This is a genomic window from Pelosinus baikalensis (assembly GCF_020819555.1).
Taxonomy (GTDB): Bacteria; Bacillota; Negativicutes; order DSM-13327; family DSM-13327; genus Pelosinus; species Pelosinus baikalensis.
Genome location: NZ_JAJHJB010000007.1, coordinates 120,613 through 142,490, shown reverse-complemented (window position 1 = coordinate 142,490; position 21,878 = coordinate 120,613). Strand labels below are relative to the sequence as shown.

Below are 21,878 nucleotides of genomic sequence, written 5' to 3'. Positions count from 1 at the left end.
ATCGTACCAAAAGGAAGTTCTATCATTATTTGGCCCTTTCCCACCAAGGAGAAAAGTGTTGTTGCTGATTTTCAAGCTCTATCGGCTGTCCGATCATTGGAGTAAGAAGCCTGTATTTCTTATTCTTACTAGCATGAGTTATTCGTTCAAACGGTTCATCCCAAGGATGGTTGGCAATGGCAAATTTTCCTACGTGCGCTGGCAACAAGGCTTTGGCCTTTAGGTCTTCGGCAGCCTGTACCGCCTCTTCCGGTGTCATATGTATATACGGCCAATTTTTGTCGTACTGGCCGTTATCTAAAATAACAAGGTCAAATCCATTTAAGCTTTCTCCAATTTGCTTAAAATGCTGCCCATAACCACTGTCGCCACTGATAAAAACTTGGTGCTGTGGAGTTACCAGTGCAAAGCCTGTCCATAAAGTCTTGTTTCTGGTCAGCATGCGCCCAGAATAATGGCGTGCAGGCAATACATGGATAATGAAATCATTTTCCAGTTCCAGTGCAGTAAACCAGTCAGCCTCATGTATAAGGTCTTTTGCAAAGCCCCATTGTTCAAAATAGGCACCTACTCCTAAACCGCAGATCACATTTTTAATTTTGGGTTTCAGAGCGGTAATAGTGGGATAATCCAGGTGATCCCAATGATCGTGAGAAATAAGCAAATAATCGATTTCCGGCATATCTTCAGCTGTGTATTGATTGGTTCCCTCAAAGGCCTTGTTTACGAAAGAAACAGGCGCTGCATAAGAACTAAATACAGGATCAATCAGAAGCCTTTTGCCTCCAAGCTGCATAAAGTACGAAGAATGTCCCAACCAAATAACTACATCCTTACTTTTGTCCAAGGTCATCAGATCTGTTTTTATTGAAGGAATGGAATCTGTCGGTGTTAAACGTTCTTTTTTGGTAAAAAGATACTCCCACCACAAAGAAGCAGAACTGGTTCCTTCGATGCGTTGAGGAGTGGGAATTAAATTCTGAAATTGCCCGTCAAGGTAATTAGACGAACTTTTGATTCTTTCAAGGCGGGAACCTTCAGGCAATGCTCCATACTTAGGCTGCTGTAGATAAAGACCTATACCAAGAGATAACATGGCAAGGCCTATTAGCGAAGCTAATAGCATTTTTCTTAACCACCTTTTCATATAATTCTCCGAAAAGATGGTTTTGGAGTAGACTTAGTAAACCCTAATTTGTAATTAAAATATGCAAATTCTCTGCATTGATTCATCTTAAGCATCTCCTTACTTTATCTGTTCACTTATAATGTAGAAATACTAAGAGGTTGCCATGACAAGAACGGTCTGCTTTAATTATTTTTTTCTCAATCTTATTCCTTAATTCTTTTACCTGAAGCATGAATTTGATAGCGAAGATAATACAAGACCTTTTCCCCCACAAAACTACTCTTCCGGCCTTATTAGTTCTTTTTCTTTTTCAACTATTGCGCGTTCAAACATGGCAATTTTATAATCCATGCGTTCCAGCGTTTTCCTCATATCTTCCATTCTTGTTATGAGTAACTTGCGCTGCTCTATAAAAAGTTCTTTTCTTGCGTCAATGGTTTCATCACCCTGTTGAAACAGCCCAATATACTCAATCAAGACTTCAATCGGAAGACCTGCACTTCGCATACATTTGATAAATTCGACCCACTTACAGTCGTCTTCCGTATAATCCCTGATTCTGCTTTTATTGCGGTTCACACGAGGAAGCAGTCCGATACGTTCATAATAGCGGAGTGTATCCTGGGAAATATCAAATTTCTCACTTACTTCTGTAATCGTCATGCGGTTTCACCCCCTAATATCCGATATCATAGCATTTGGAGTTAACTCCAAGTCAAGTATTATTAATCGTATTAATTTGGTGACCTGCATAACCCACATTCTATACACTCGCTTGCATGATGTTCTAATAAGTCATAATGATTCTTTAATGTTTCAGGAACATCTTCTTGAATTAATGCTAAATCTAAATATTTATTTACTGCTGCAATATCTATCTTTTTCGAACATGGGGCACAATGTCCACAATACATACAATGTCCGCTAAATGAACTTCTTGGAGCATTTGCAAGAACTTCACTATAATCTTTCTCTTTATTACTTGTAGTAACATAGGCAGATGCTGCAAGTATTTGATTTGTATTAGATACTCCAACCATTACGGAAGCAACTGCCGGCCTGGTTAAACAGTGACGACTTCATTAACATCCCTAGTACGCCGATATTGTCCGTTATCCCAGGTAGAACCTAGATGTCCTTGAATAACAAAGCTGCTTCGAGGATATTTACGTAACGCTTTGCCAACATTACTTCTAACTTCCGGATTTGAATTATATATGTCAATGAAATTAATACCTTCTTTGATTGCGAAATCAATCATTGCTTCGCAGTCTTTATAACTTTTATTTTCAAATCCCTCACCGCCAAGACCAATGGCACTTACCTTAATCCCGGTTCTTCCTACTATTCGATATTCCATAGTAATCCCCCATAACTATTTGCGGAAAGGAAGTTATGCTTCAAAAGTATCCGCTACATCCTTTAAAGATTTTGCAATCTCAATATGCTGCGGACAATGTCTTTCACACTGTTTACATCCGATACAGTCTGATGCTTTTCCATGTGTTTTTGTATAATTATCGTAATATACCTTTTGTATCGAAAACGCTGTTTTTAAAGATTGCTTTTCCGTATTGTATAATGCAAAATACTTGGGAATGGCTATGTTTTTCGGACAGTCCTCTACACAGTACTGACAGGCTGTACATGGAATCGCAATTGCTTCATTAATAATTGTTACAGCCTTTTTTACAATATCATATTCTTCCTGTACAAATGGTTCAAACTCCTGCATATATCCCGTATTGTCCAGTAACTGCTCCATGTCAGACATCCCACTTAACACAATCATAACTCCTTCAAGGCTTGCCGCATAACGAATAGCCCATGACGGTATGGACATATCAGGATGATATTCTTTAAATAATTCCTCTGCTTTTTCAGGCACCTTCGCAAGGTTACCACCTTTGACAGGTTCCATAACAATAACCGATTTATTATGTTTTCTGGCAACGGAGTAGCATTTCCTTGACTGAATGCTTTCATTGTCCCAATCCAGATAATTAATCTGCAACTGGACAAAATCGACTTCCGGATGTGCTGTCAGGATTTCTTCTAATAAATCCGCATGATCATGATAAGAAAATCCCATCTGTCTAATTTTTCCTTCTTTTTTCTTTTCTTGAACAAATGCAAAACTATCTAATCTTTGAGCTGTCTCATAATTCGTTACACCAAGGTTGTGAAGAAGATAGTAATCGAAGTAATCTACACCACATTTTTCTAACTGCTCGTTAAAAATTCTTTCCTGATCTTCTCTGGTTTTCAAAAACATTGTTGGTAATTTTGTGGCTACCGTGAAGCTGTCTCTTTTATGACGCTTTACCAAAGCCTCTCTAATAGCTATCTCACTTTTACCCGCATGATACATATAAGCTGTATCAAAATAAGTAAAGCCTCTTTCCAAAAAAGTATCTACCATTTGATTTAATGTATCCATATCAATACTTGTCGGATCATCCTGACCCTTTACCGGTAATCGCATGAAGCCAAATCCTAATTTTTTCTGTTCCATCTCTTATTTCCTCCTGTTCTTTTTTTTTACAAAAGCAGCAAACCAGTTACCTGATTTCAGGCACCTGGTTCGCTACCGGTAAGTTTAAACATCGATTCACTTATACAAAGTATCTAATTTTTATTTTTTTACAAATTTGCTCTCACGGGCACTGTAGCGTGGCCCGATATTTGGATACTTCTTTAATAAGTTTTCGATCTCTTCCAGATCCTTAGCAGTCAGAGTTACATCTGCCGCACCTGTATTTTCTTCCAGATATTTTCTACGTTTTGTTCCAGGAATAGGAATGATGTTATCACTTTGTACCATTACCCATGCTATGGCAAGCTGCGCAGGTGTGCAATTTTTACCTGCGGCAAATTCGGCAAATTCAGATGCTAATTTTTGATTATTATCTAAATATTCTCCATTATAGCGTGGCAGATTTTTGCGGAAATCATTTGATGCAAGTGTACTCACATTGAGATTGTTTGTAATCAATCCACGACTTAACGGAGCAAACGGAACGAATGTTATACCTAACTCTTTTGTTAATGGAAGAATCTCTTTTTCCACTTCACGGGTGAGCAAAGAGTATTCACTTTGTACCGCAGTTATCGGGTGGACAGCATACGCCTTTTTCAAATCCTCTGGTGTACACTCACTTAAACCTAAGTACCGCACTTTTCCTTCCTTTACCAGTTCAGACATGGCACCTACTGTTTCTTCTACAGGAACAGTAGGATCAACACGGTGTGCATAATAAAGATCAATGGTATCGATTTTCAAACGTCTGAGACTGCCCTCAACGGCCTGCTTCATCCACTTCGGGGAAGCGTCAAGATAAGTATCACCGCCAACAAATGCATCTCCTTTTGTATCTCTTACACGGAAAGCAAATTTCGTTGCAATAAAAATCTTATTGCGGTTCGGAACCAGCACTTTAGAAATCAGTTCTTCATTTGCGCCGTTTCCATAAATATCAGCAGTATCCCAGAAGTTTATCCCAAGATCTAATGCATATTGTAAAGTGGCAATACTTTCTTTATCATTTTTCTGCCCGTAAGCAGTGCTCATTCCCATGCAGCCTAACCCAACTGCTGATACTTCAATGTCTGTTTTTCCTAGTTTTCTGTATTTCATAGTAATAACCCCCCTTTTTTTACTTGTTTTTACTTGTCTATAATTTTTTTCTTCCTGCTATATAAACTCTATCACTTGGAGTTTGCTCCAAGTCAATAGTTTTTTCAATTTTAATAATATCGCGTCACTTAGAGTTCACTATAAATTATGAACTATTCATACGTTCGATCAGGTAATGACAATACGAAATACCAATAACTTACATAGCAGATTATCGTTTAAATTGCATGAAACGTAGTCCATTTTCCACTTATATTCCGGTATACGAAAATCTGCGCTATGATTACTGGCAAAAATAATTTGAATAAATCCTTATTAGTAAATAACTGTTTCGCTGCCACAGATTTCTGCTCCAATCTTATTCCTCCAATTTTATACGCTTTTTCCCATTTCATATGCCTGCTTCATTCCAGGTTGTTCTTTAATGTCCCCCTTATTCCAGGCTCCAGTCCCGTAAATAATACCTTTTTCTTTTGCTTGTTTTGCCGTACAACTATTTCATTCTATAATTTTAATTTCACGCAACCATTTAGTTATCTCGGGTTGCGTGGTTTTTATTTTATTGCCCTCAACTACCAAACCTTCGAGAATAGTTGATTGCGGATAGTTGGATATCTGTTTTTCCTGCAATCATCATGTTTCCCCCTTGAAATTAAGTCTAGTACTTGGAGTTAACTCACAGTCAAGTGTTTTTTTGAGTGCACTTAAGTTACACCCTCGTCATTTATTAAAGCCATATGAGTCAAATGCACGAGATGATAAAGAGCTATGGAGAATTATCTAAAATAGAAAGTACAGACACATTCGAAAAGCTATCCTGGGATAATCCAGGATAGCTTTTCGCGGGTTGCAAATTAGGTGGGATTTTCCGCGCCGCATTATTGAGCTAGTTTGGGTTTGAAAAATTTTTATAAGACCTATTGACTTTGAGTCTACTCAAAGTTGTAACATAAAATGTAGTTCAAAATTTTATCCATTCAGTTGAACAGCATAGCTAATACTACAAATGAGCTCAGGTATTTTAATTGAACTCTTCATAATGGTAAAGGAGGGGAACTTGTGAGAAGAAAATTATATAGAAATACTTTTTTGATCAGCTTCTTATTGAGTCTTGCAACGCTCCTCTGGGCAGGATGTTTTATTTCCGAAACCATCGAGGTGGTATCTGCATGGGCTGAATGCAGGACAAATTCACGGGAAAATAAACCAGTTCCAACCGTTCATTTTTCCCATCAAAAACCGGCTTCTATAAAACCTGTGCTGACCTGGACCAAAATCGAAGGGGCGGTGGCTTATGAAATAGAGTTATTAACCAAACCACCGGAGAATCCCGATAAACCCGTATCATATCCAAACTGTTTCTTTTCAACAAACAAAATCTATGTTAACGGGTTTAACGCTGACCTATCTAAGTATTACAAGAGTGAATCCTTCTATTGGCGTGTTCGCGGACTGGATATTGATGGCAACCCTATAGGTTTTTTTTCTGATGCGGAAAAAGTATATATCGATCGGCAACAAGACGTTATTCAAAAACCTGTCCCTACTTCAATTTTCAATCAGAGCGCTGGTGCTACGTTGCTGTATCCGGTTTATGCATGGATTCCAATCACAGGAACTGAAAAGTATGAAGTTGAAATATTAGATGATTTGCCGGAGAACCCCAACGGGGTTGCTCCATCCATCCACAGGATCGAATCAGCTATAGCTATAGGGTTTGACTACTATGATGAAGAGCCTAGAATTGCCGAGAAACCGTTTTATTGGAGGGTGCGGGGGCTTGACCAGAATGAAAACCCAGTTAAGGTGTATTCGGATGCCGGACAATTTAGTGTTAATCCCAATATGCATGTTGCTGTGGCGACATTCGGTGATAGCATTACTCATGGTGGTGGTAGTGTTTCCTATTCACCAGCGGATTGGGAGTACAGCTATCAGTATTATCTTGATTTTCCAAGTGTAAACCTTGGGAAAAGCGGCGATACCAGTCAAACCATGGTTGAGAGATTTGAGCAGGATGTTTTACCTTTCCATCCTCAGTATCTCATAATTTTGGCCGGTACAAACAGTCTACGTGGAGGAGTAACAGCGGAAAATGTTATAGCAGATTTGAAGTCCTGAAAGAAAAATGTCTCGTCAACAATATCCGGCCTGTATTTTTGACGCTGCCGCCAATTAATCCGGACAATATCAAAAAAGTATTTAATGAATCCACGGCTCCGGACTGGCAGGAGCAAATACGGTTGGTTAACAATTTTATCCGGACTCAGGTACATATCGATGTGGCGCGCGATATGGAATACACCAATGGAATCCTTCCTTCGAAATTGGCAGTTGACGGGCTGCATTTGGACATCGAAGGGAAAAATAAAATTGCGGCTGCCGTAAATGCGAACTGGGCTCGTATTACAGAATTAGCCCAGCAGAGCAGTATCGAATGATTTATCACCGTTTTTCAAATGCCTGCCCATGAGGGCCCCCTTGAAGGCTGTTTTTCTGACTTTGATCCGGTAAAACCGGACTACTAGATTTGGGAAAATAACCAGGCAAAATTGTCGAAGCTAGTCCTACTGATGCAACAACTTTTAAAATCCCGGCGATTCATTACGAGTCCCTTTAAGTTGCTTCAATCGTCATTTATGCACCTTTAAAATCAGTCTAGCACTCGGATTTAACTCCAAGTCAATTGTTTTTTTAGGGAGAGTACAGTTAAGGCTGCACTCCCAGCATATATCAAGGCTATATGAGGCAAATGCACGAGATGATGTCGTAAAGGAAAAGAGCAAATGAAGATTTATCTGAAATAAAAAATGTAGACACATTTAAAAAAGGGGCCGTTTTGAAGCGTAAGAGTTTCAACACGGCCCCTTAATTTTTATGCGGAGTGTGAAAAACGTGTCGAATAGGTTTCCATTGAGCGGCAGCAGATAAGATTAGCTGATATCCTCTAGGATCAACCCCAAATTTATTAATAAATACCACCACATGATACTCACCTCTTCTGCTTAGCTATCATACAATATATTAATTGACGATAAAGGAGGAATACTTATGGGTTTAGGTTTTGGAGGTGGTCGTAATGGCTTCGGCGGTTCCGGCTGTATTATTATTATAATTATTATCTTATTATTTTTCTGTTGCGATAATAACGATTGTTCCTCTGGTTGTTAATTTTTCTATACTAATCCGCCAAACCGTTTCCTCTTGCAAACCACGTTTCCACCAAGACGTGGTTGCTTTTTTTTGCATAAAAGAAACCGCCCTATTTGACGGTTTCATACGTACTATTACATCTTCATATTTTGCCTACCAAGTAAAAAATACGTTGGCAAATGGTAGGCAAATCCAACATGATTGATCTTTTATTCCCCTGAACCCTTGATATTCCTAGTTAGTAGAGTTACGCACTCCACATGCCTGAGGAGACAAAAAAGATGACAGTTGGACCTGGTGGAGCCTTGGTGGATAAGTTCATGTTTCACCAATTATTTAGTGAATTGTGCGCAGTTAGTTAAATCTTCGGGAGTTGCTCGAACTTTGGTACTTTCTCTAAGTCGTTATCCCAGTTAGCCTTGTTTGCAAAATAAATATGCCCTTGAGGCTTAATGTGTATATCACTGTCAACACACCCTGCTGGAACAACCAACAACTTTCCATCCAACTGAATATTGGGGAGTGCCGATCCGCAATTGGTGCAGAAGCTTTTCGCGTGCCCATCTGAATTTAAGTTAAAGGTTTTTGCTTTATTTTTACCCGACAACCATCTTAACTTGGCTGTAGAAGAAAACAGATTAGCGGCATGAGCTGAGCCTGTATCTTTACGGCAGCGCTCACAATGACAAAGAAAGAAACTCTCAAACTCTCCTTCGATCTCGAAAGTAATTTCGCCACAAAGACATGATCCTGTGTATTTCATAATGATATCTCCTCGTTTAAATTGTCTCGATTTAAGTGATGTATAAATATAAAAATTTCATTCAAGACGATACGTTATGTCTTTTGTAAACTAATAGCATTAACAATTTTTCTTTTGCAACAGGACTATGGACTCCACATGGTACGTATGGGAGAACATGTCAATTGGCTGAATTTCTTGTGTTTTATACCCCAGTTCTTCTAGTAAGGCCAAGTCTCTGGCTAAAGAGGATGGATTGCAAGATACATACACGATACGCTTAGCCTGCATAGCTGCAAAGGTTTCCAATACTAGTTTATCGCATCCTGCTCTGGGAGGATCAACGACAATGACTTGCGGACGGATACCTTCTTTAAACATTTTGGGCATGCTATCTACCGCATCGCCAACAATAAATTCAACATTAGAAACTTGATTCATCTGTGCATTATGCTGAGCATCACGAATAGCAGGTGCAACAATTTCGATTCCATATACCTTTTTTGCATGACGAGCTAAAAATAATGTGATGGTTCCAGTACCGCAGTAGGCGTCAATTACGGTTTCTTCCCCAGAAAGTCCTGCATATTCTACAGCTTTATTGTATAGCACTTCTGCTTGCTTCGTGTTGACTTGAAAGAAGGATCGAGCTGAGATATGAAAAGTAAATTCGCCTAATGTATCCGTAATATAATTTTCTCCCCACAAGGTTTTCGTCCGATTTCCTAATATTACATTCGTCTTATTGCTGTTTATATTTTGTATGACACTAACTAACTTGGGCACTCTTCGGCGCAAGTGAGCAATGATACGATCTTTGTGAGGCAGTTCAGGAGTTGCAGTTACTAAGACTACCATAACTTCATCAGTGGCTGTACCCACTCGTCCTAATACATGGCGCATAATCCCCCGACCTGTACGCTCATCATAGGTACTAATACCAAGCTCTGTGACGATTTCTTGCAAAGCTTGGGCAACTAGATTATTAGCCTCATGCTGAATAAAACAATGCTCCGTATTAATTATGTTATGAGTGCCTTGGGCAAAGCAACCTACTGCAACCTTTCCATTCACCGTACCAATAGGAAATTGCATCTTATTTCGATAATACCAGGAATCTTCAGCGCCTATCGTAGGATGAATTATCACATCATTGATCTTCCCAATGCGAGTCACAGCGTCTATCACCGTTTGCCTTTTCAAAATAAGCTGCTCATTATAAGCAACATGCTGCAATTGACAGCCGCCACAATCATAATAAATGGAGCATCGTGGCTGGCAGCGTGCAGCTATCGGTTTTAGGATTGCTTTTAACTTGCCTTTTGCATAACTTTTTTTCACTTCGGTAATTGTAACTTCTACCTGTTCCCCTGGTAGCCCATGAGGTACGAAAACAGTAAACCCTTCATATTTTCCGACTCCTTCCCCACTATGTCCCAAACTAACAATATCCAGGGTATATGTATTATTTCTTACAATTGGTTTTTCTTCTTTTACCATCTTATTATCACCTTTCCATTCAATCAGGAGTTTTTTAAATCCAGCTTTTTATTCAGAAATAAAGAGTGCCCAGTAAGGCACCCTATCAATAAAGAATTTATTAATGTTTTGCATCAGCTGCAGCTTTACTTAACGTAATAAAGCTATCCGTATATTCTTTTAGTTTTTGAGTTACTAAATAATGAATACTGCCAGGTGGATAGGTTCCATCCACACGACATTCACCCGCTGGTACATCGGTTAATAATTCGATGCCTTCATCGATTGTTTTTACCGTATATATGTGAAATTGTCCCTGTTTCACCGCTTCAATGACTTCATCATTGAGTACTAATTCATCTACATTCTGGTGAGGAATCATAACACCCTGTTCACCTGTCAAGCCTCTCATTTTGCAGATGCTAAAAAACCCTTCAATTTTCTCTGTAACCCCGCCAATGGGCTGGACTTCACCTTTTTGGTTAACCGACCCTGTAACAGCAATCGATTGTTTAATTGGAACACTTGCCAGACTCGACAACAACGCATATAGTTCTGTACTAGAAGCACTATCGCCATCAATACCACCGTAGAGTTGTTCAAAGGTTAAACTTGCAGTAAGTGCCAAAGGATACTTCTGTGCATATTTTTGTCCTATATAGCCACTTAAAATCAACACACCTTTGGTATGACTTGTACCGCTCATCTTGGTTTCGCGCTCGATGTTAACAATACCGCTCTTTCCCATATAAGTATTGGCAGTGATACGAGAAGGTTTTCCAAACATATGCTCTCCAACGGCCATCACAGCTAAGCCGTTCACTTGACCAATTTTTTTATCTTTCGTATCAATCATGAGTTTACCATCAGCAACCATTTCCTGCAAGTGTTCTTCATATTTATTGCTGCGATATTTTTTTTCTTCTATCGCTTGTTTGACATGTTCTCCTGTTACAATATCATTTTGATTCATGGTGGCCCAAATATCCGCTTCGCATAATATTTTTACTACTTCGCTAAAGCGAGTAGTCAACTTTTTCTGACTCCCTGCTAATCTACAGGAATATTCCACAACTCTGGCTACTGCAGAGCGATCAAAATGTTTTAGCTTTTTACTCTCAATTGCGGAACTAATAAACTCAGCCATTTTTTGCACATTGTCCATATTACTATCCATTTGCGTATCAAAGTCAGCGTGAATTTTAAACAGTTTACAAAAGTCTTCATCATAATTATACATTAAATAATATAAATAAGGATTACCAATTAAGATTACCTTTACATTAATGGGCACAGGCTGAGGTTTCAATGACGCCATAGCCATCATCCCATATTGTTCACTCAGATTTTCTACAAATAATTTTTGTGTTTTCAAAATCCGTTTTAAGGCTTCCCATGCGCCGATGTTAGTTAAAACATCCCGCACATTCAAAATGAGGTATCCTCCATTTGCTTTATGCAGTGCTCCCGCTTTAATCATGGTAAAGTCCGTACTTACCATGCCCATACGTGTTTCATATTCTACCCGGCCTACTAAATTATAATAAGTAGGGTTCGCTTCTACAATGACCGGGGCACCTTTTAGTTCACGATTATCAACCAATAAGTTGACCTTGTATTTATCTCGAATAGAATCTTGGGTATTCTTTTTCAAAAAGGCAAGAGGATTGCTGTGGTCATCATCACCACTGCTGTTCTTAAAATCATTAATATTTTTTACAACATCTTCTTTTACAGCCTCTAAATATTCTACGACAGCACTATGATCCTGATATTTCTGCCGCACTTCATCAATCATGCTGCCAGCGGCAAACAGACCTACCTTACCATCCAATTTCCGGATTTCTTCCCGCATTTCTCTTTCTAATTCCTGCATGCGCCTTACTACTTCCATGGCTTTTTCATGAACGGCCAATATTTTTTTCTCAGTAGCTTCTCTTTCTTCTTTTTCCAGGCTTTGAAATTCCTCAGGAGTCAGCGTCTTTCCATCCTTCATCGGCATGCCGACAAAACCAGTTGTTGACCATTGAGGCAATATTCCATTCTCACTGGCTTTTTCGTTAAAAGAGTCAATAATCAGCGTACGTCTTTCTTGAAATGACTTTATGGTATTATTTTTAGCACTTTCATAATCATCGCTGCTAAAAACTTTCCCAACTTCTGTTTTTATGTCTTCAATTAAACCTTCTATATCCTTGCAAAATACATGACCCATTCCTGCTGGCAATAATAAAGCGATAGGCTGGCTGCTATTTTTAAAATTATTCACATAGCACCAATCACCTGGACGTTCCTGTTCCTTGGCAACTTTAGCAACAGCCGCTTTCGCATAGGTAATTTTACCAGTTCCTACCAGACCTGAGATAAAGATATTATATCCATGATTTTTTGCAAACAAACCAAATTCTACCGCTTTAACAGCACGCTTTTGTCCAATCATTACATCAAGAGGAGATATACTCGCTGTAGTTTCAAAATGAAATAAATTTTCATCACAAGTAAAACGAAGTTTATTTACTGGCAGCTCAGGATATTTGGTCATCATATCTGCTCCCTTTTTCCACATTTTAAAGATATACTTCGACTATTTCCATAAAAACCCCTTTTACACTCTTAACTTTTCCTTTCCTTCATCTTCTGAGCAGGTTACTCGCCCTCTTCACTCCACAAAACAGATTGATAACCACATTGTACACATATGTCAAAAAATTTTTGAGGTTCATGGCATGCAGCATTAATCATGGACTTGGTGGCACCTGAACTATGAACCCACATCAGTTCACGATCTGTTTTAAATTCTCCGATTATACCTGATAAAGGACCATTCGCATACATACCCGCGGGAGGAATCTGACTAGCCCCGAAACTTTTTATATTACCACAGTTTTGACATTTTGGCATACTTTCATCTCCTTTTATACAAATGATATCCCCAAAAACAACATAATAATTTTAGATGTATTAAGCACCGAATGGGCAGCAATCGAACTAATGAGTGAGCCTGTCTTATAATAAAGATAGGATAAGCCCACTCCAACCAGAATCATTTCACTAAGCCAATACAAATTAAAATGCATAAGTGCGAAAACGAAGGAACTAGCAATCGCTCCTCCCCAAAATCCCCATTTTTCTTTCATGGGTAAAAAAGTAAACAATCGATATAGTATTTCTTCTGTCAAAGGTGCTAATGCCCCAGCTAGGAATAAAGGGGAGGCTAGGTCACGCCATGAAATGGCTTTTTCAACTTGGGCAACTAAAGGATGCTGACTAGGTGTGAGAAAAAGAACTGTCGTATATATTCTTTCACTAAAGATGCTCACACCTAGCAATATAAAACCAACAACGATTCCATAGAATAAATTTCTGTTAAAATTCTGAAAGGTTAGTCCTAGTGCTTTGAAGTTGCCATTATGCCTTCGGACTACTAAACAAACCAGCGCTAATACCACCAATCGATCGGTCACTTCTATGACAAAAGGTGTCGCCACAAAAATCATCGGATATAAAACTCTTACTAAGAATAAACCTACCATTAATCGTAATACATGAATCGAAAAAACATCCTTGAGATTCCAAGGGGCTTTATTTTCTAGCATAATACTACCTCTTAAATTAGAAAGACATATCAATACCATTATGCACGTCCATATCATCTTTCATGCTTGGAAATTTTTAAACAAAAAATAGCCTTCCTGCCTTGGTATCGACAGAAAAGCTATTTTCACTCTATCTTATTATAATCTTTCACGCAGTAAGGTATTTACCATATCCGGATTCGCTCGTCCCTTTGTTTGTTTCATAATTTGTCCGACTAAAAATCCTATGGCCTTGTCTTTACCTGCTTTAAAATCAGCTACGGATTGAGGGTTTGCTGCGATTACACTTTCTACAATGGCAACAATCTCGCTACTATCGGAAATTTGCACCAGCCCTTTTTCTTTGACAATCACTTCTGCATCTTTGCGGCTGGTCCACATTTCTTCAAATACAGTTTTGGCTATTTTATTAGAAATTGTTCCCTTTTCAATTAGAGTAAGCAGTTCAGTCAATTGTTTAGGTGAAACAGGGCAGTCCAAAATGGTTATGCCTTCACTATTTAAGTGTTTAGATACTTCCCCCATCAACCAATTAGCTACTACTTTTGCATCTCCATTATTTTGCACACTTTGATCAAAATAATCAGCTACCGCTTTACTAGATGTAATAATGCCAGCATCATATTCTGATAAGCCGTAATCATTCATTAGACGCTGCCTGCGAGCATCAGGCAGTTCTGGCAAATTAGCACGAATTTCGGCCACTCTGGCTGGGTCAACCACAATTGGCACCAAATCAGGCTCTGGCAGGTACCGATAATCGTGGGCCTGTTCTTTACTACGCATAGAAGCAGTGATCCCTTTATTTTCATCCCAAGTACGTGTTTCTTGAATCACTCTTCCCCCATCGTCTAGTATTTCTTCCTGACGAATCACTTCATACTCTATACCACGCTGTACGGAACGGAAAGAATTGAGATTCTTAATTTCCGCTTTTGTACCAAGGGCAGCTTGTCCATGTGGCCGCAGGGAAATATTAGCATCGCAGCGCAAACTGCCTTCTTCCATTTTGCAGTCCGATACATCTAAGTATTCCAAAATGGCTTTTACTTTTTCCAAATACGCCCTGGCTTCTTCTGCGGAGCGAATATCTGGTTCAGAAACGATCTCTAATAATGGTACTCCTGTACGATTATAATCTACCAAGGCAGAGTCCGAACTGCTGATCGTCGCACCTGAATGCACCAGCTTTCCAGCATCTTCTTCCATATGTATGCGCGTAATATTAATACGTTTGGTTTCTCCATTTACCTCAATATCTAAATGCCCATTTACTGCAATGGGTAAGTCATATTGAGAGGTTTGAAAATTCTTCGGCAGATCAGGATAATAATAATTCTTACGGTCGAACTTACTAAACGGCAGGATTTCACAATTGAGAGCCACCCCTGCTTTTATAGCAAATTCTACTACTTTCTCATTAATGACTGGCAAAACTCCAGGAAGTCCCAAACATACTGGACAAACATTAGTGTTTTGTTCTGAGCCAAATTTTGTGCTGCATCCACAGAAAATTTTTGAATTGGTCTTTAGCTCTGTATGAATTTCTAACCCTATTACTATTTCATAATCCATCGATTAAACCTCCCCTAGGGTTGCAAAGCCCTTGTGGTAATCATTATTCTGCTCAAATGTATAGGCAGCGCGAATGATTGTTTCTTCTCCCAGAGGCTTACCGATGATTTGCATACCAATAGGCATGCCAGCTGCAAAACCACATGGAATGGAAATCGCCGGTACTCCTGACAAATTTACAGGAATCGTACATACATCCTGCAAGTACATGGCAAGGGGATCATTCGTCTTTTCACCCAATTTAAAAGCAGTAGTAGGTGCCGTCGGTGTAATCAATACATCTACTTGCTCAAACGCCTTGTCAAAATCCTGTTTCACCAAGGTGCGAACTTTCAACGCTTTTAAGTAATACGCATCATAATAACCAGAACTCAACGCATATGTACCAAGCATGATACGGCGCTTTACTTCCGCACCAAAGGCTTCACTGCGAGTCTTCTTATACATATCAATAATATCATTGCCTTCTACTCGATGGCCAAAGCTCACTCCATCATAACGGGCCAAATTAGAACTGGCTTCTGCCGGAGCAATCATATAGTAAGCTGACAAAGCATATTCCGTATGGGGCATAGATATTTCTTTATATTCAGCACCTAAAGCTACTAATTGTTCAATGGCCTTGTTAATGGCTCTTTCTACTTCAGCATCCATCCCAGCAACAAAATACTCTTTCGGAAGACCGATCTTTAAACCTTTAATATTGTTTACCAATGATTTTGTATAATCAGGCACACCAGTATTAATTGAAGTCGAATCTTTGGCATCATAACCGGAAATGATATTCATCACATGTGCACTGTCCGTAACATCACGGGTAATCGGTCCAATTTGGTCAAGGGAAGAAGCATATGCCACCAGTCCATAACGGGATACACGACCATATGTGGGTTTTAGTCCAACTACACCACAATAGGCTGCTGGTTGGCGGATCGAACCACCTGTATCGGACCCCAATGCCCAAATTGCTTCTCCCGCTGCAACAGCGGCTGCCGAGCCACCACTAGAACCACCTGGTACCGTTTCCAGATTCCAAGGATTGTGAGTAGGAAAAAATCCTGAATTTTCTGTAGAACCGCCCATAGCAAACTCATCCATGTTAGCTTTACCAAGGATAACAGCGTCTTCTGCCGCTAATTTTTCAGCAACGGTTGCATCATAAGGAGGTACAAAAGTTGCCAATATTTTTGAAGCACAAGTTGTTTTTATTCCTTTGGTGCATATATTATCTTTCAGAGCTCCTGGAATACCAGCAAGCACAGAAACCTTCTCACCACGCTGAATTTTACTATCCACTGCCTGAGCCTGAGCCAAAGCAGTCTCACTCGTTCGAGTAATATAGGCTTGTACATTTTTATCGACAGCATCAACCCGCCCTAGCACAGCCTTTGTTAATTCTACAGCTGATATTTCTTTTGCTACTAATTTTTCATGCAATTGACTCGCTGTATGTTTAAATAACTCCATGCTTATCCTCCTTATCCTTCCATGATCTTAGGAACTTTAAAATAACCATCTTCCTGTTCAGGCGCATTTGACAATGCTAATTCCCGAGGCAGCGATGGCTTTGCTTCATCTGCCCGCATTACATTTCTTAGCGGCAACACATGAGCAGTAGGCTGTACATTATCAACATTTAGCTTATTTAAAACATCTGCATATTCTAAAATAGCATCCATCTGTCCAGTAAATGTTTCAAGCTCACTCTCGGAAAATTCCAGTCGTGACAATAAAGCAACATTCGCTACATCTTTACATGTAATCTTCACAATCTCACCATCCAAACTTAGTATTGTTAAGAAATTTCATAATAAACTATATTATACCATGTTTAAGAGAAATTCAAAAATAAAACATTTCAAACCGCGAAGATGCGAGGATTATGAGAATTTGAAATGACAATCAGAATGTACAACAATCGAACCACAAAGACGCAAAGTACACAAAGGGTTCCTATTTTGCGCACTCCTTTGTGGTTCATCACATCTTATATTCTTTCACTTACAGACAAAGATTGCTGCAACGCAGAATCGACGTTGCAGCAATCTTTGTCTTTCTCAATCATGTACATTCACTATTTTACCTTCACTACAACTAATGATTTTAGGATTATTATCGATCTTGACTCGCAAATCAACTTTTCCGCCCCAAAGATCAACAACATATTTGACGGTTTCCTGGGCATAGTTTAATTCCAATTCTCGTTGATCACAAACATGCTCTAATAGTAAGGTACCATTTTCCACCCCCACAGGTCTAATAATAGGTATACTCCCTAAGCCAACGGCATTAGCCAAATTGTCTCGTACTGTTTTCCAGCCTTCTTCATTCGAAACTTCTGTTACAACTATATCTTCACCTTGTATGCCATAGGAGAACAAATGCAGCTTTTCACACAACTCCTGGTTTAAATAACGGCGTATAAAAGACTGATCCCGATCCTCAGACCGTATGGCCATAATCTTCTCTCGCCCGCCAGGCTGCTGATCCAAGTATTCAAACATCTTAAAGCCCAGAAAATAAGGATTAATCTGCCCTTGATGAGGACGTATCACCAAATGATGGCGTTGTAAAAATTCCAAGTGAAGTCCCTGTGGCAACTCAAGTTGATTTAAAATTTGATAATGCCAGTAGCTGGCCCATCCTTCATTCATAATCTTAGTTTCCAATTGGGGAATAAAGTACATAGTCTCTTCCCGTACGATATGAATTAAATCACGTTCCCATTCAACCAGCTTTCCTTTCTCTGCCAGAAATGCTAATAAATCATCTTTTAGCCGCTCTGGCACAGTTCCTTCCTCTTCCTCAGGAATTTGCTTTCTTTCGCCATGCCGGCACGTTTGAAATTTAAGTCCGTGTGCCGCATCCAAAATACGCTCTACCTTATCTGGACCGATGCTGGGATCTTGTATATATTCCCTGACACGATTCGCATGAGCCTTAAACATTTCCATCTCCAGCTTGGCCCGTGTATCCCGTTTAAATAGACGATTATTCTTAAAAAAATCATTATGCCCGTATACGTGGGCCATGGTCAAAATATGAATGAGCAAGGTATTATCCCGCATTAAATAAGCAATGCAAGGATCGGAGTTAATCACCATTTCATAGGGTAATCCAACAAGATTGTATTTATAAAAAGTTTTTTGCCTTTCATAAGCCTTACCAAAGCTCCAGTGAGGATAATGGGAAGGCATACCTACGTATGCCTCATAACACAACATATCCTCATAACTGCATATTTCAAAATGCTGTTCATAACAATCTAATCCTGCATCCCATACTAACTTTTCAATTTTATCATTCCAGTATTCTAATTCGTCTAAGCTATAGGCTGCCATCAGCTGTTACCTCCGGATGCAGATTCCGTATCTAAGATCTTCTTAAATGCTGGCCAAATATCTGTTTTATCGCCCATCATAACCATAATAAAATTATCCAAGTGTATTTGTTTTTCATATTCTTTGCTAATGGCACTCCCATACATGCTACTGGTTGTTATTTCTCCATACCCAAATAAATTGCTGATCGTACAAAGCTGGTTCACTAAAGCAACAGCTTTAGCATTATCTTCACCCCAGTTATCACCATCTGAGCAGTGAAAGATATAAATATTCCAGATGGCTGGATTATAACGCTGTTCAATAATTTCTAACGCTTTTTCATACCCACTGCTGATATAGGTTCCTCCAGTCTCGCCTCGATGGAAAAACTCTTGTTCATTCACTTCTTGAGCAGTGGTCGTATGAGCGATAAATGCTACCTCAACATGTTCATACTTCCAGCGTACAAATTGGTACAGCAAAAAATAAAAACTGCGCGCTAAATATTTCTTGGTTTGATCCATTGATCCAGATGTATCCATGATACAAATCACTACCGCATTGGAATGCCTGCGGGTATCTTCTTTTATGCGGCAATAGCGCAAGTCATTTTCATGAAAAGGTATACGTTCCGGAGATTCGTTTTCCTCATTATTATATTTATCCCGCTGCGCCATTTTTTGACGTTTAATTTTTTCTGCCAACGTTCTTTTCTTATTTAAATGGGGTGGAATCCCTTTGCGCTGAAAGCTTGAACGCTTAAATTTGCGTTCTGACTCGATTTGCGCGAACTTTTTCCTTTCCATATCCGGTAATTGTAAATCATCGAAAAGATAACTAGTAAGTTCCTCTATGGTTATTTCTGTCTCGTAAACGTCTTCACCGGGATTATTACCAGCTTGCCCCTGTCCTGGCTGCTGCCCTGGCTGACCATTCGCCTTGCCAATAACCTGCCCCTTTGCTTCCTGCCCTTCCCCAGAACCTGTGCCACCGGCATTCTTTCCGTAAATGAATTGATATTCTTTAATTCCTCTTATGGGAATTTTTATTTTTTTATCCTTGCTTTGCCCAATAATACTTTCCTCGGCAATAATATCACCTAAATTCTTTTTTATGCTTTCTTCCACTAGTTGACGATGTCTTTTGCGGTCCCATGCCGAACGATCTGAACTATTCGTATTCCCATCCTTAAAGATAGCCACTACTTGTCATCTCCCTCCTACCAACCCCTTAGTCCTTCCAAAGATTATTGGCCGCATATTTCAAGATGACATTACAACAATGGTCACAATAACCATTCGCTTTTAATTCCTCACCCATAACATTATATTTGGTATCTTGTTCTTTATCCCGTACTCTCGCCTTCGTAATAATACGTGAAATTTCTTTAACGGCTACCGTTAATTTCTTTTCAATGGCCTCTTTTAACGGTTCATAACACTGATAATCAATTTTGCCGCCATTACGCAAGACGGAGAACATATAAGCAGTCACGTCCTGACGAAAACCAGGTGCCGCAGTACTATAAATACCAACCTGTTCTTCGATTGACTGAAGAAACTTAAGATCAGGTTCTAGCTCCTCGCCTGTATTCTTATCTTTTATCTTAGTTGAATTAGCAAAAGCCTCCGCATGATCCAAATAGTTATTAAATAAGCTTTCCGCTTGTTCACTATATCCATGTATAAAGGCTCGTGTAATTTCTTTCTCCAGAATCTTATGATACTCTTTTTTAATGGTATCTTGTAAAAAAACTAAATACCGTTTTTTATCATCTTCAGCAATGGCCAATTCCTTAACTGCTTTAGTTAAAGTATCTAAAATACTAATGGGGTTAATACAATTATTTTCTGATTCCGATAGGGCAACATCTACAGCCTTCATAATGAAGCGAGTAGAAATCCCCGTCATACCTTCTCGCTGCGCTTCATCCCTGAGTTCAAAAATATCAATTTTCTTTGTAGAACCTTTTTCTACAATTTCCTCGCCATTATATAGTTTCAATTTTGTTAATGGGTCTACTTTGGCTGACGGACTCAATCGAGTTAAAATGGCAAACATGGATGCCATTTCAATCGTATGAGGTGCAATATGAGCATCGAAACTGCTGCTTCTTAAAATTTTCTGATAAATCTTTACTTCTTCATCCAGCTCCAGGCAATAGGGAACTTCAACTTTAACAATTCTGTCTAAAATCGCTTCATTCGTATGATCAGATTTAAATTTATTCCATTCCGCTTCATTCGAGTGAGCTAAAATGATGCCATCAAAATAAATCATAGAGCCCTTGCCTGGCGACGGTATGGACTTTTCTTGAGTAGCGGTAATCATCGTATGCAAATATTCCACATCATTCTTAAAGACTTCAATAAACTCAACCAATCCCCGATTTCCTACATTGAAAGCTCCGTTTAATGACAATACTCTAGGATCATCTTCAGGATATAAATCCATTTTAGAAATATCAACAGATCCAATCAACACGGAAGTATCTTGATTATTGGGGTCAACTGGAGGTACTGTACCTATCCCTTTACGGGACCGAATGGAAAACTCTGCAGTTTCTACTGGAAAGCGCTCAAACTCACCGTGGTATTCATTTTTTAAACGATAGCGGCAAACAGGGCAAAGATCACCTTCAATTTTTACACCTAACAGCTCTTCAAATTTGGGACGAAGGTGTTTCGGAATCAAGTGAAGCGGCTCTTCCCGCATTGGACAATCCTTTATGATATAAATAGAATGGCTCATTTCCAGCATTCGCTTCAAGGCTTCCATTATAGAAGACTTGCCCGCACCGACAGGCCCAACAAAATAGAGGACTTGCCTAGATTCTTCTCCTTTCATCGCTGCAGAATGAAAATAACGCATAATTTTCATGAGTGTCTTATCGATGCCATAAAAATCATTTTTAAAATATGTGTAGCGCTTTAATAGATCATTGCCATAGATTCGTTTTAAACGTGGATGCTCTTCCGTTTTTACTGTTTCTACGCCAGCAGCAATCAGCAAATCATACATGCGCTGATGCGCCAGCATGACTACCTTAGGATTTTCCTTAATGATTGCCAGATAATCAAGAAGCACACCATCAAACTGTCGATGCGTCTTTGCTTCCCGGTCTTGTTGTATAAGACTTGCAAAGTCAAAACTTTTCATAAAATTGCCCCTCCCCTTAATTTACAAGCGTACTCTCGGAGAAAAACCATATATAGCCGTAAACTAGCAAATGAGCATAAAGCGT

Annotated in this window: 21 protein-coding genes; 2 read left to right on the top strand and 19 right to left on the bottom strand. The window is 39.2% G+C overall.

Going from position 1 to position 21,878, the window contains the following annotated elements:
- Window positions 1-25 precede the first annotated feature (25 nt).
- From LMF89_RS07060 to LMF89_RS07090, 7 genes are all read right to left on the bottom strand, one after another.
- Window positions 26-1,126, bottom strand: a complete 1,101-nt coding sequence (locus LMF89_RS07060) for an MBL fold metallo-hydrolase (RefSeq protein WP_369412566.1) — start codon at window positions 1,124-1,126, stop codon at window positions 26-28.
- A 279-nt stretch (window positions 1,127-1,405) separates the two neighbouring features.
- Window positions 1,406-1,792, bottom strand: a complete 387-nt coding sequence (locus tag LMF89_RS07065; RefSeq protein WP_229534483.1) for a MerR family transcriptional regulator — start codon at window positions 1,790-1,792, stop codon at window positions 1,406-1,408.
- Window positions 1,793-1,863: 71 nt separating this feature from the next.
- Window positions 1,864-2,169, bottom strand: a complete 306-nt coding sequence (locus LMF89_RS07070) for a hypothetical protein (protein ID WP_229534484.1) — start codon at window positions 2,167-2,169, stop codon at window positions 1,864-1,866.
- Window positions 2,170-2,192: 23 nt separating this feature from the next.
- Window positions 2,193-2,489, bottom strand: a complete 297-nt coding sequence (locus tag LMF89_RS07075; protein WP_229534485.1) for an aldo-keto reductase family protein — start codon at window positions 2,487-2,489, stop codon at window positions 2,193-2,195.
- 33 nt (window positions 2,490-2,522) lie between these two features.
- Complete coding sequence (locus tag LMF89_RS07080; RefSeq protein ID WP_229534486.1) at window positions 2,523-3,644, bottom strand: aldo/keto reductase; 1,122 nt, start codon at window positions 3,642-3,644, stop codon at window positions 2,523-2,525.
- A 120-nt stretch (window positions 3,645-3,764) separates the two neighbouring features.
- Window positions 3,765-4,766 (bottom strand): aldo/keto reductase, encoded by a 1,002-nt coding sequence (locus LMF89_RS07085; RefSeq protein ID WP_229534487.1) that lies wholly within the window; start codon window positions 4,764-4,766, stop codon window positions 3,765-3,767.
- A 218-nt stretch (window positions 4,767-4,984) separates the two neighbouring features.
- Window positions 4,985-5,122, bottom strand: a complete 138-nt coding sequence (locus tag LMF89_RS07090) for a hypothetical protein (protein ID WP_229534488.1) — start codon at window positions 5,120-5,122, stop codon at window positions 4,985-4,987.
- Between the two features lie 703 nt (window positions 5,123-5,825).
- Between LMF89_RS07090 and LMF89_RS26150 the strand changes: the two genes are divergently transcribed.
- Window positions 5,826-6,887, top strand: coding sequence for a GDSL-type esterase/lipase family protein (locus LMF89_RS26150; RefSeq protein ID WP_229534489.1), 1,062 nt, complete (start codon window positions 5,826-5,828; stop codon window positions 6,885-6,887).
- 122 nt (window positions 6,888-7,009) lie between these two features.
- The gene (locus LMF89_RS07100; protein ID WP_229534490.1) at window positions 7,010-7,207 is read left to right on the top strand and encodes a hypothetical protein; all 198 of its coding nucleotides are present in this window, start codon (window positions 7,010-7,012) and stop codon (window positions 7,205-7,207) included.
- Between the two features lie 685 nt (window positions 7,208-7,892).
- Here the strand turns inward: LMF89_RS07100 and LMF89_RS25695 are convergent.
- The 12 genes from LMF89_RS25695 to LMF89_RS07155 form a co-directional block, all read right to left on the bottom strand.
- Window positions 7,893-8,015 (bottom strand): hypothetical protein, encoded by a 123-nt coding sequence (locus LMF89_RS25695; RefSeq protein WP_007957618.1) that lies wholly within the window; start codon window positions 8,013-8,015, stop codon window positions 7,893-7,895.
- Window positions 8,016-8,277: 262 nt separating this feature from the next.
- The gene (locus LMF89_RS07105) at window positions 8,278-8,682 is read right to left on the bottom strand and encodes a GFA family protein (RefSeq protein WP_229534491.1); all 405 of its coding nucleotides are present in this window, start codon (window positions 8,680-8,682) and stop codon (window positions 8,278-8,280) included.
- 99 nt (window positions 8,683-8,781) lie between these two features.
- Window positions 8,782-10,161, bottom strand: a complete 1,380-nt coding sequence (gene rlmD / locus LMF89_RS07110) for a 23S rRNA (uracil(1939)-C(5))-methyltransferase RlmD (protein ID WP_229534492.1) — start codon at window positions 10,159-10,161, stop codon at window positions 8,782-8,784.
- Window positions 10,162-10,261: 100 nt separating this feature from the next.
- Complete coding sequence (locus tag LMF89_RS07115) at window positions 10,262-12,685, bottom strand: Lon protease family protein (RefSeq protein ID WP_229534493.1); 2,424 nt, start codon at window positions 12,683-12,685, stop codon at window positions 10,262-10,264.
- Window positions 12,686-12,786: 101 nt separating this feature from the next.
- A complete protein-coding gene (locus tag LMF89_RS07120) occupies window positions 12,787-13,041 on the bottom strand; it encodes a hypothetical protein (RefSeq protein ID WP_007957622.1) in 255 nt (84 codons plus the stop codon).
- Window positions 13,042-13,055: 14 nt separating this feature from the next.
- Window positions 13,056-13,736 (bottom strand): CPBP family intramembrane glutamic endopeptidase, encoded by a 681-nt coding sequence (locus LMF89_RS07125; RefSeq protein ID WP_229534494.1) that lies wholly within the window; start codon window positions 13,734-13,736, stop codon window positions 13,056-13,058.
- Between the two features lie 138 nt (window positions 13,737-13,874).
- Entirely contained in the window at window positions 13,875-15,311 is a 1,437-nt protein-coding gene (gatB, locus tag LMF89_RS07130) for an Asp-tRNA(Asn)/Glu-tRNA(Gln) amidotransferase subunit GatB (RefSeq protein ID WP_229534495.1), read from the bottom strand.
- A 3-nt stretch (window positions 15,312-15,314) separates the two neighbouring features.
- Window positions 15,315-16,778: an Asp-tRNA(Asn)/Glu-tRNA(Gln) amidotransferase subunit GatA gene (gene gatA, locus LMF89_RS07135; protein WP_229534496.1), complete on the bottom strand. Its 1,464-nt coding sequence runs from the start codon at window positions 16,776-16,778 to the stop codon at window positions 15,315-15,317.
- 11 nt (window positions 16,779-16,789) lie between these two features.
- On the bottom strand, window positions 16,790-17,080 hold the full coding sequence (gene gatC / locus LMF89_RS07140) for an Asp-tRNA(Asn)/Glu-tRNA(Gln) amidotransferase subunit GatC (protein WP_229534497.1): 291 nt from the start codon (window positions 17,078-17,080) through the stop codon (window positions 16,790-16,792).
- A 288-nt stretch (window positions 17,081-17,368) separates the two neighbouring features.
- Window positions 17,369-18,652 (bottom strand): SpoVR family protein, encoded by a 1,284-nt coding sequence (locus LMF89_RS07145; protein WP_229534498.1) that lies wholly within the window; start codon window positions 18,650-18,652, stop codon window positions 17,369-17,371.
- Window positions 18,652-19,836 carry a sporulation protein YhbH gene (gene yhbH, locus LMF89_RS07150; RefSeq protein ID WP_229534499.1) on the bottom strand — a complete coding sequence of 395 codons (1,185 nt, stop codon included), beginning with the start codon at window positions 19,834-19,836 and terminating at the stop codon, window positions 18,652-18,654. Before yhbH ends, LMF89_RS07145 begins: the two co-directional genes overlap by 1 nt.
- A 28-nt stretch (window positions 19,837-19,864) precedes the next feature.
- Complete coding sequence (locus tag LMF89_RS07155) at window positions 19,865-21,793, bottom strand: PrkA family serine protein kinase (protein ID WP_007957628.1); 1,929 nt, start codon at window positions 21,791-21,793, stop codon at window positions 19,865-19,867.
- Between the last annotated feature and the right edge of the window lie 85 nt (window positions 21,794-21,878).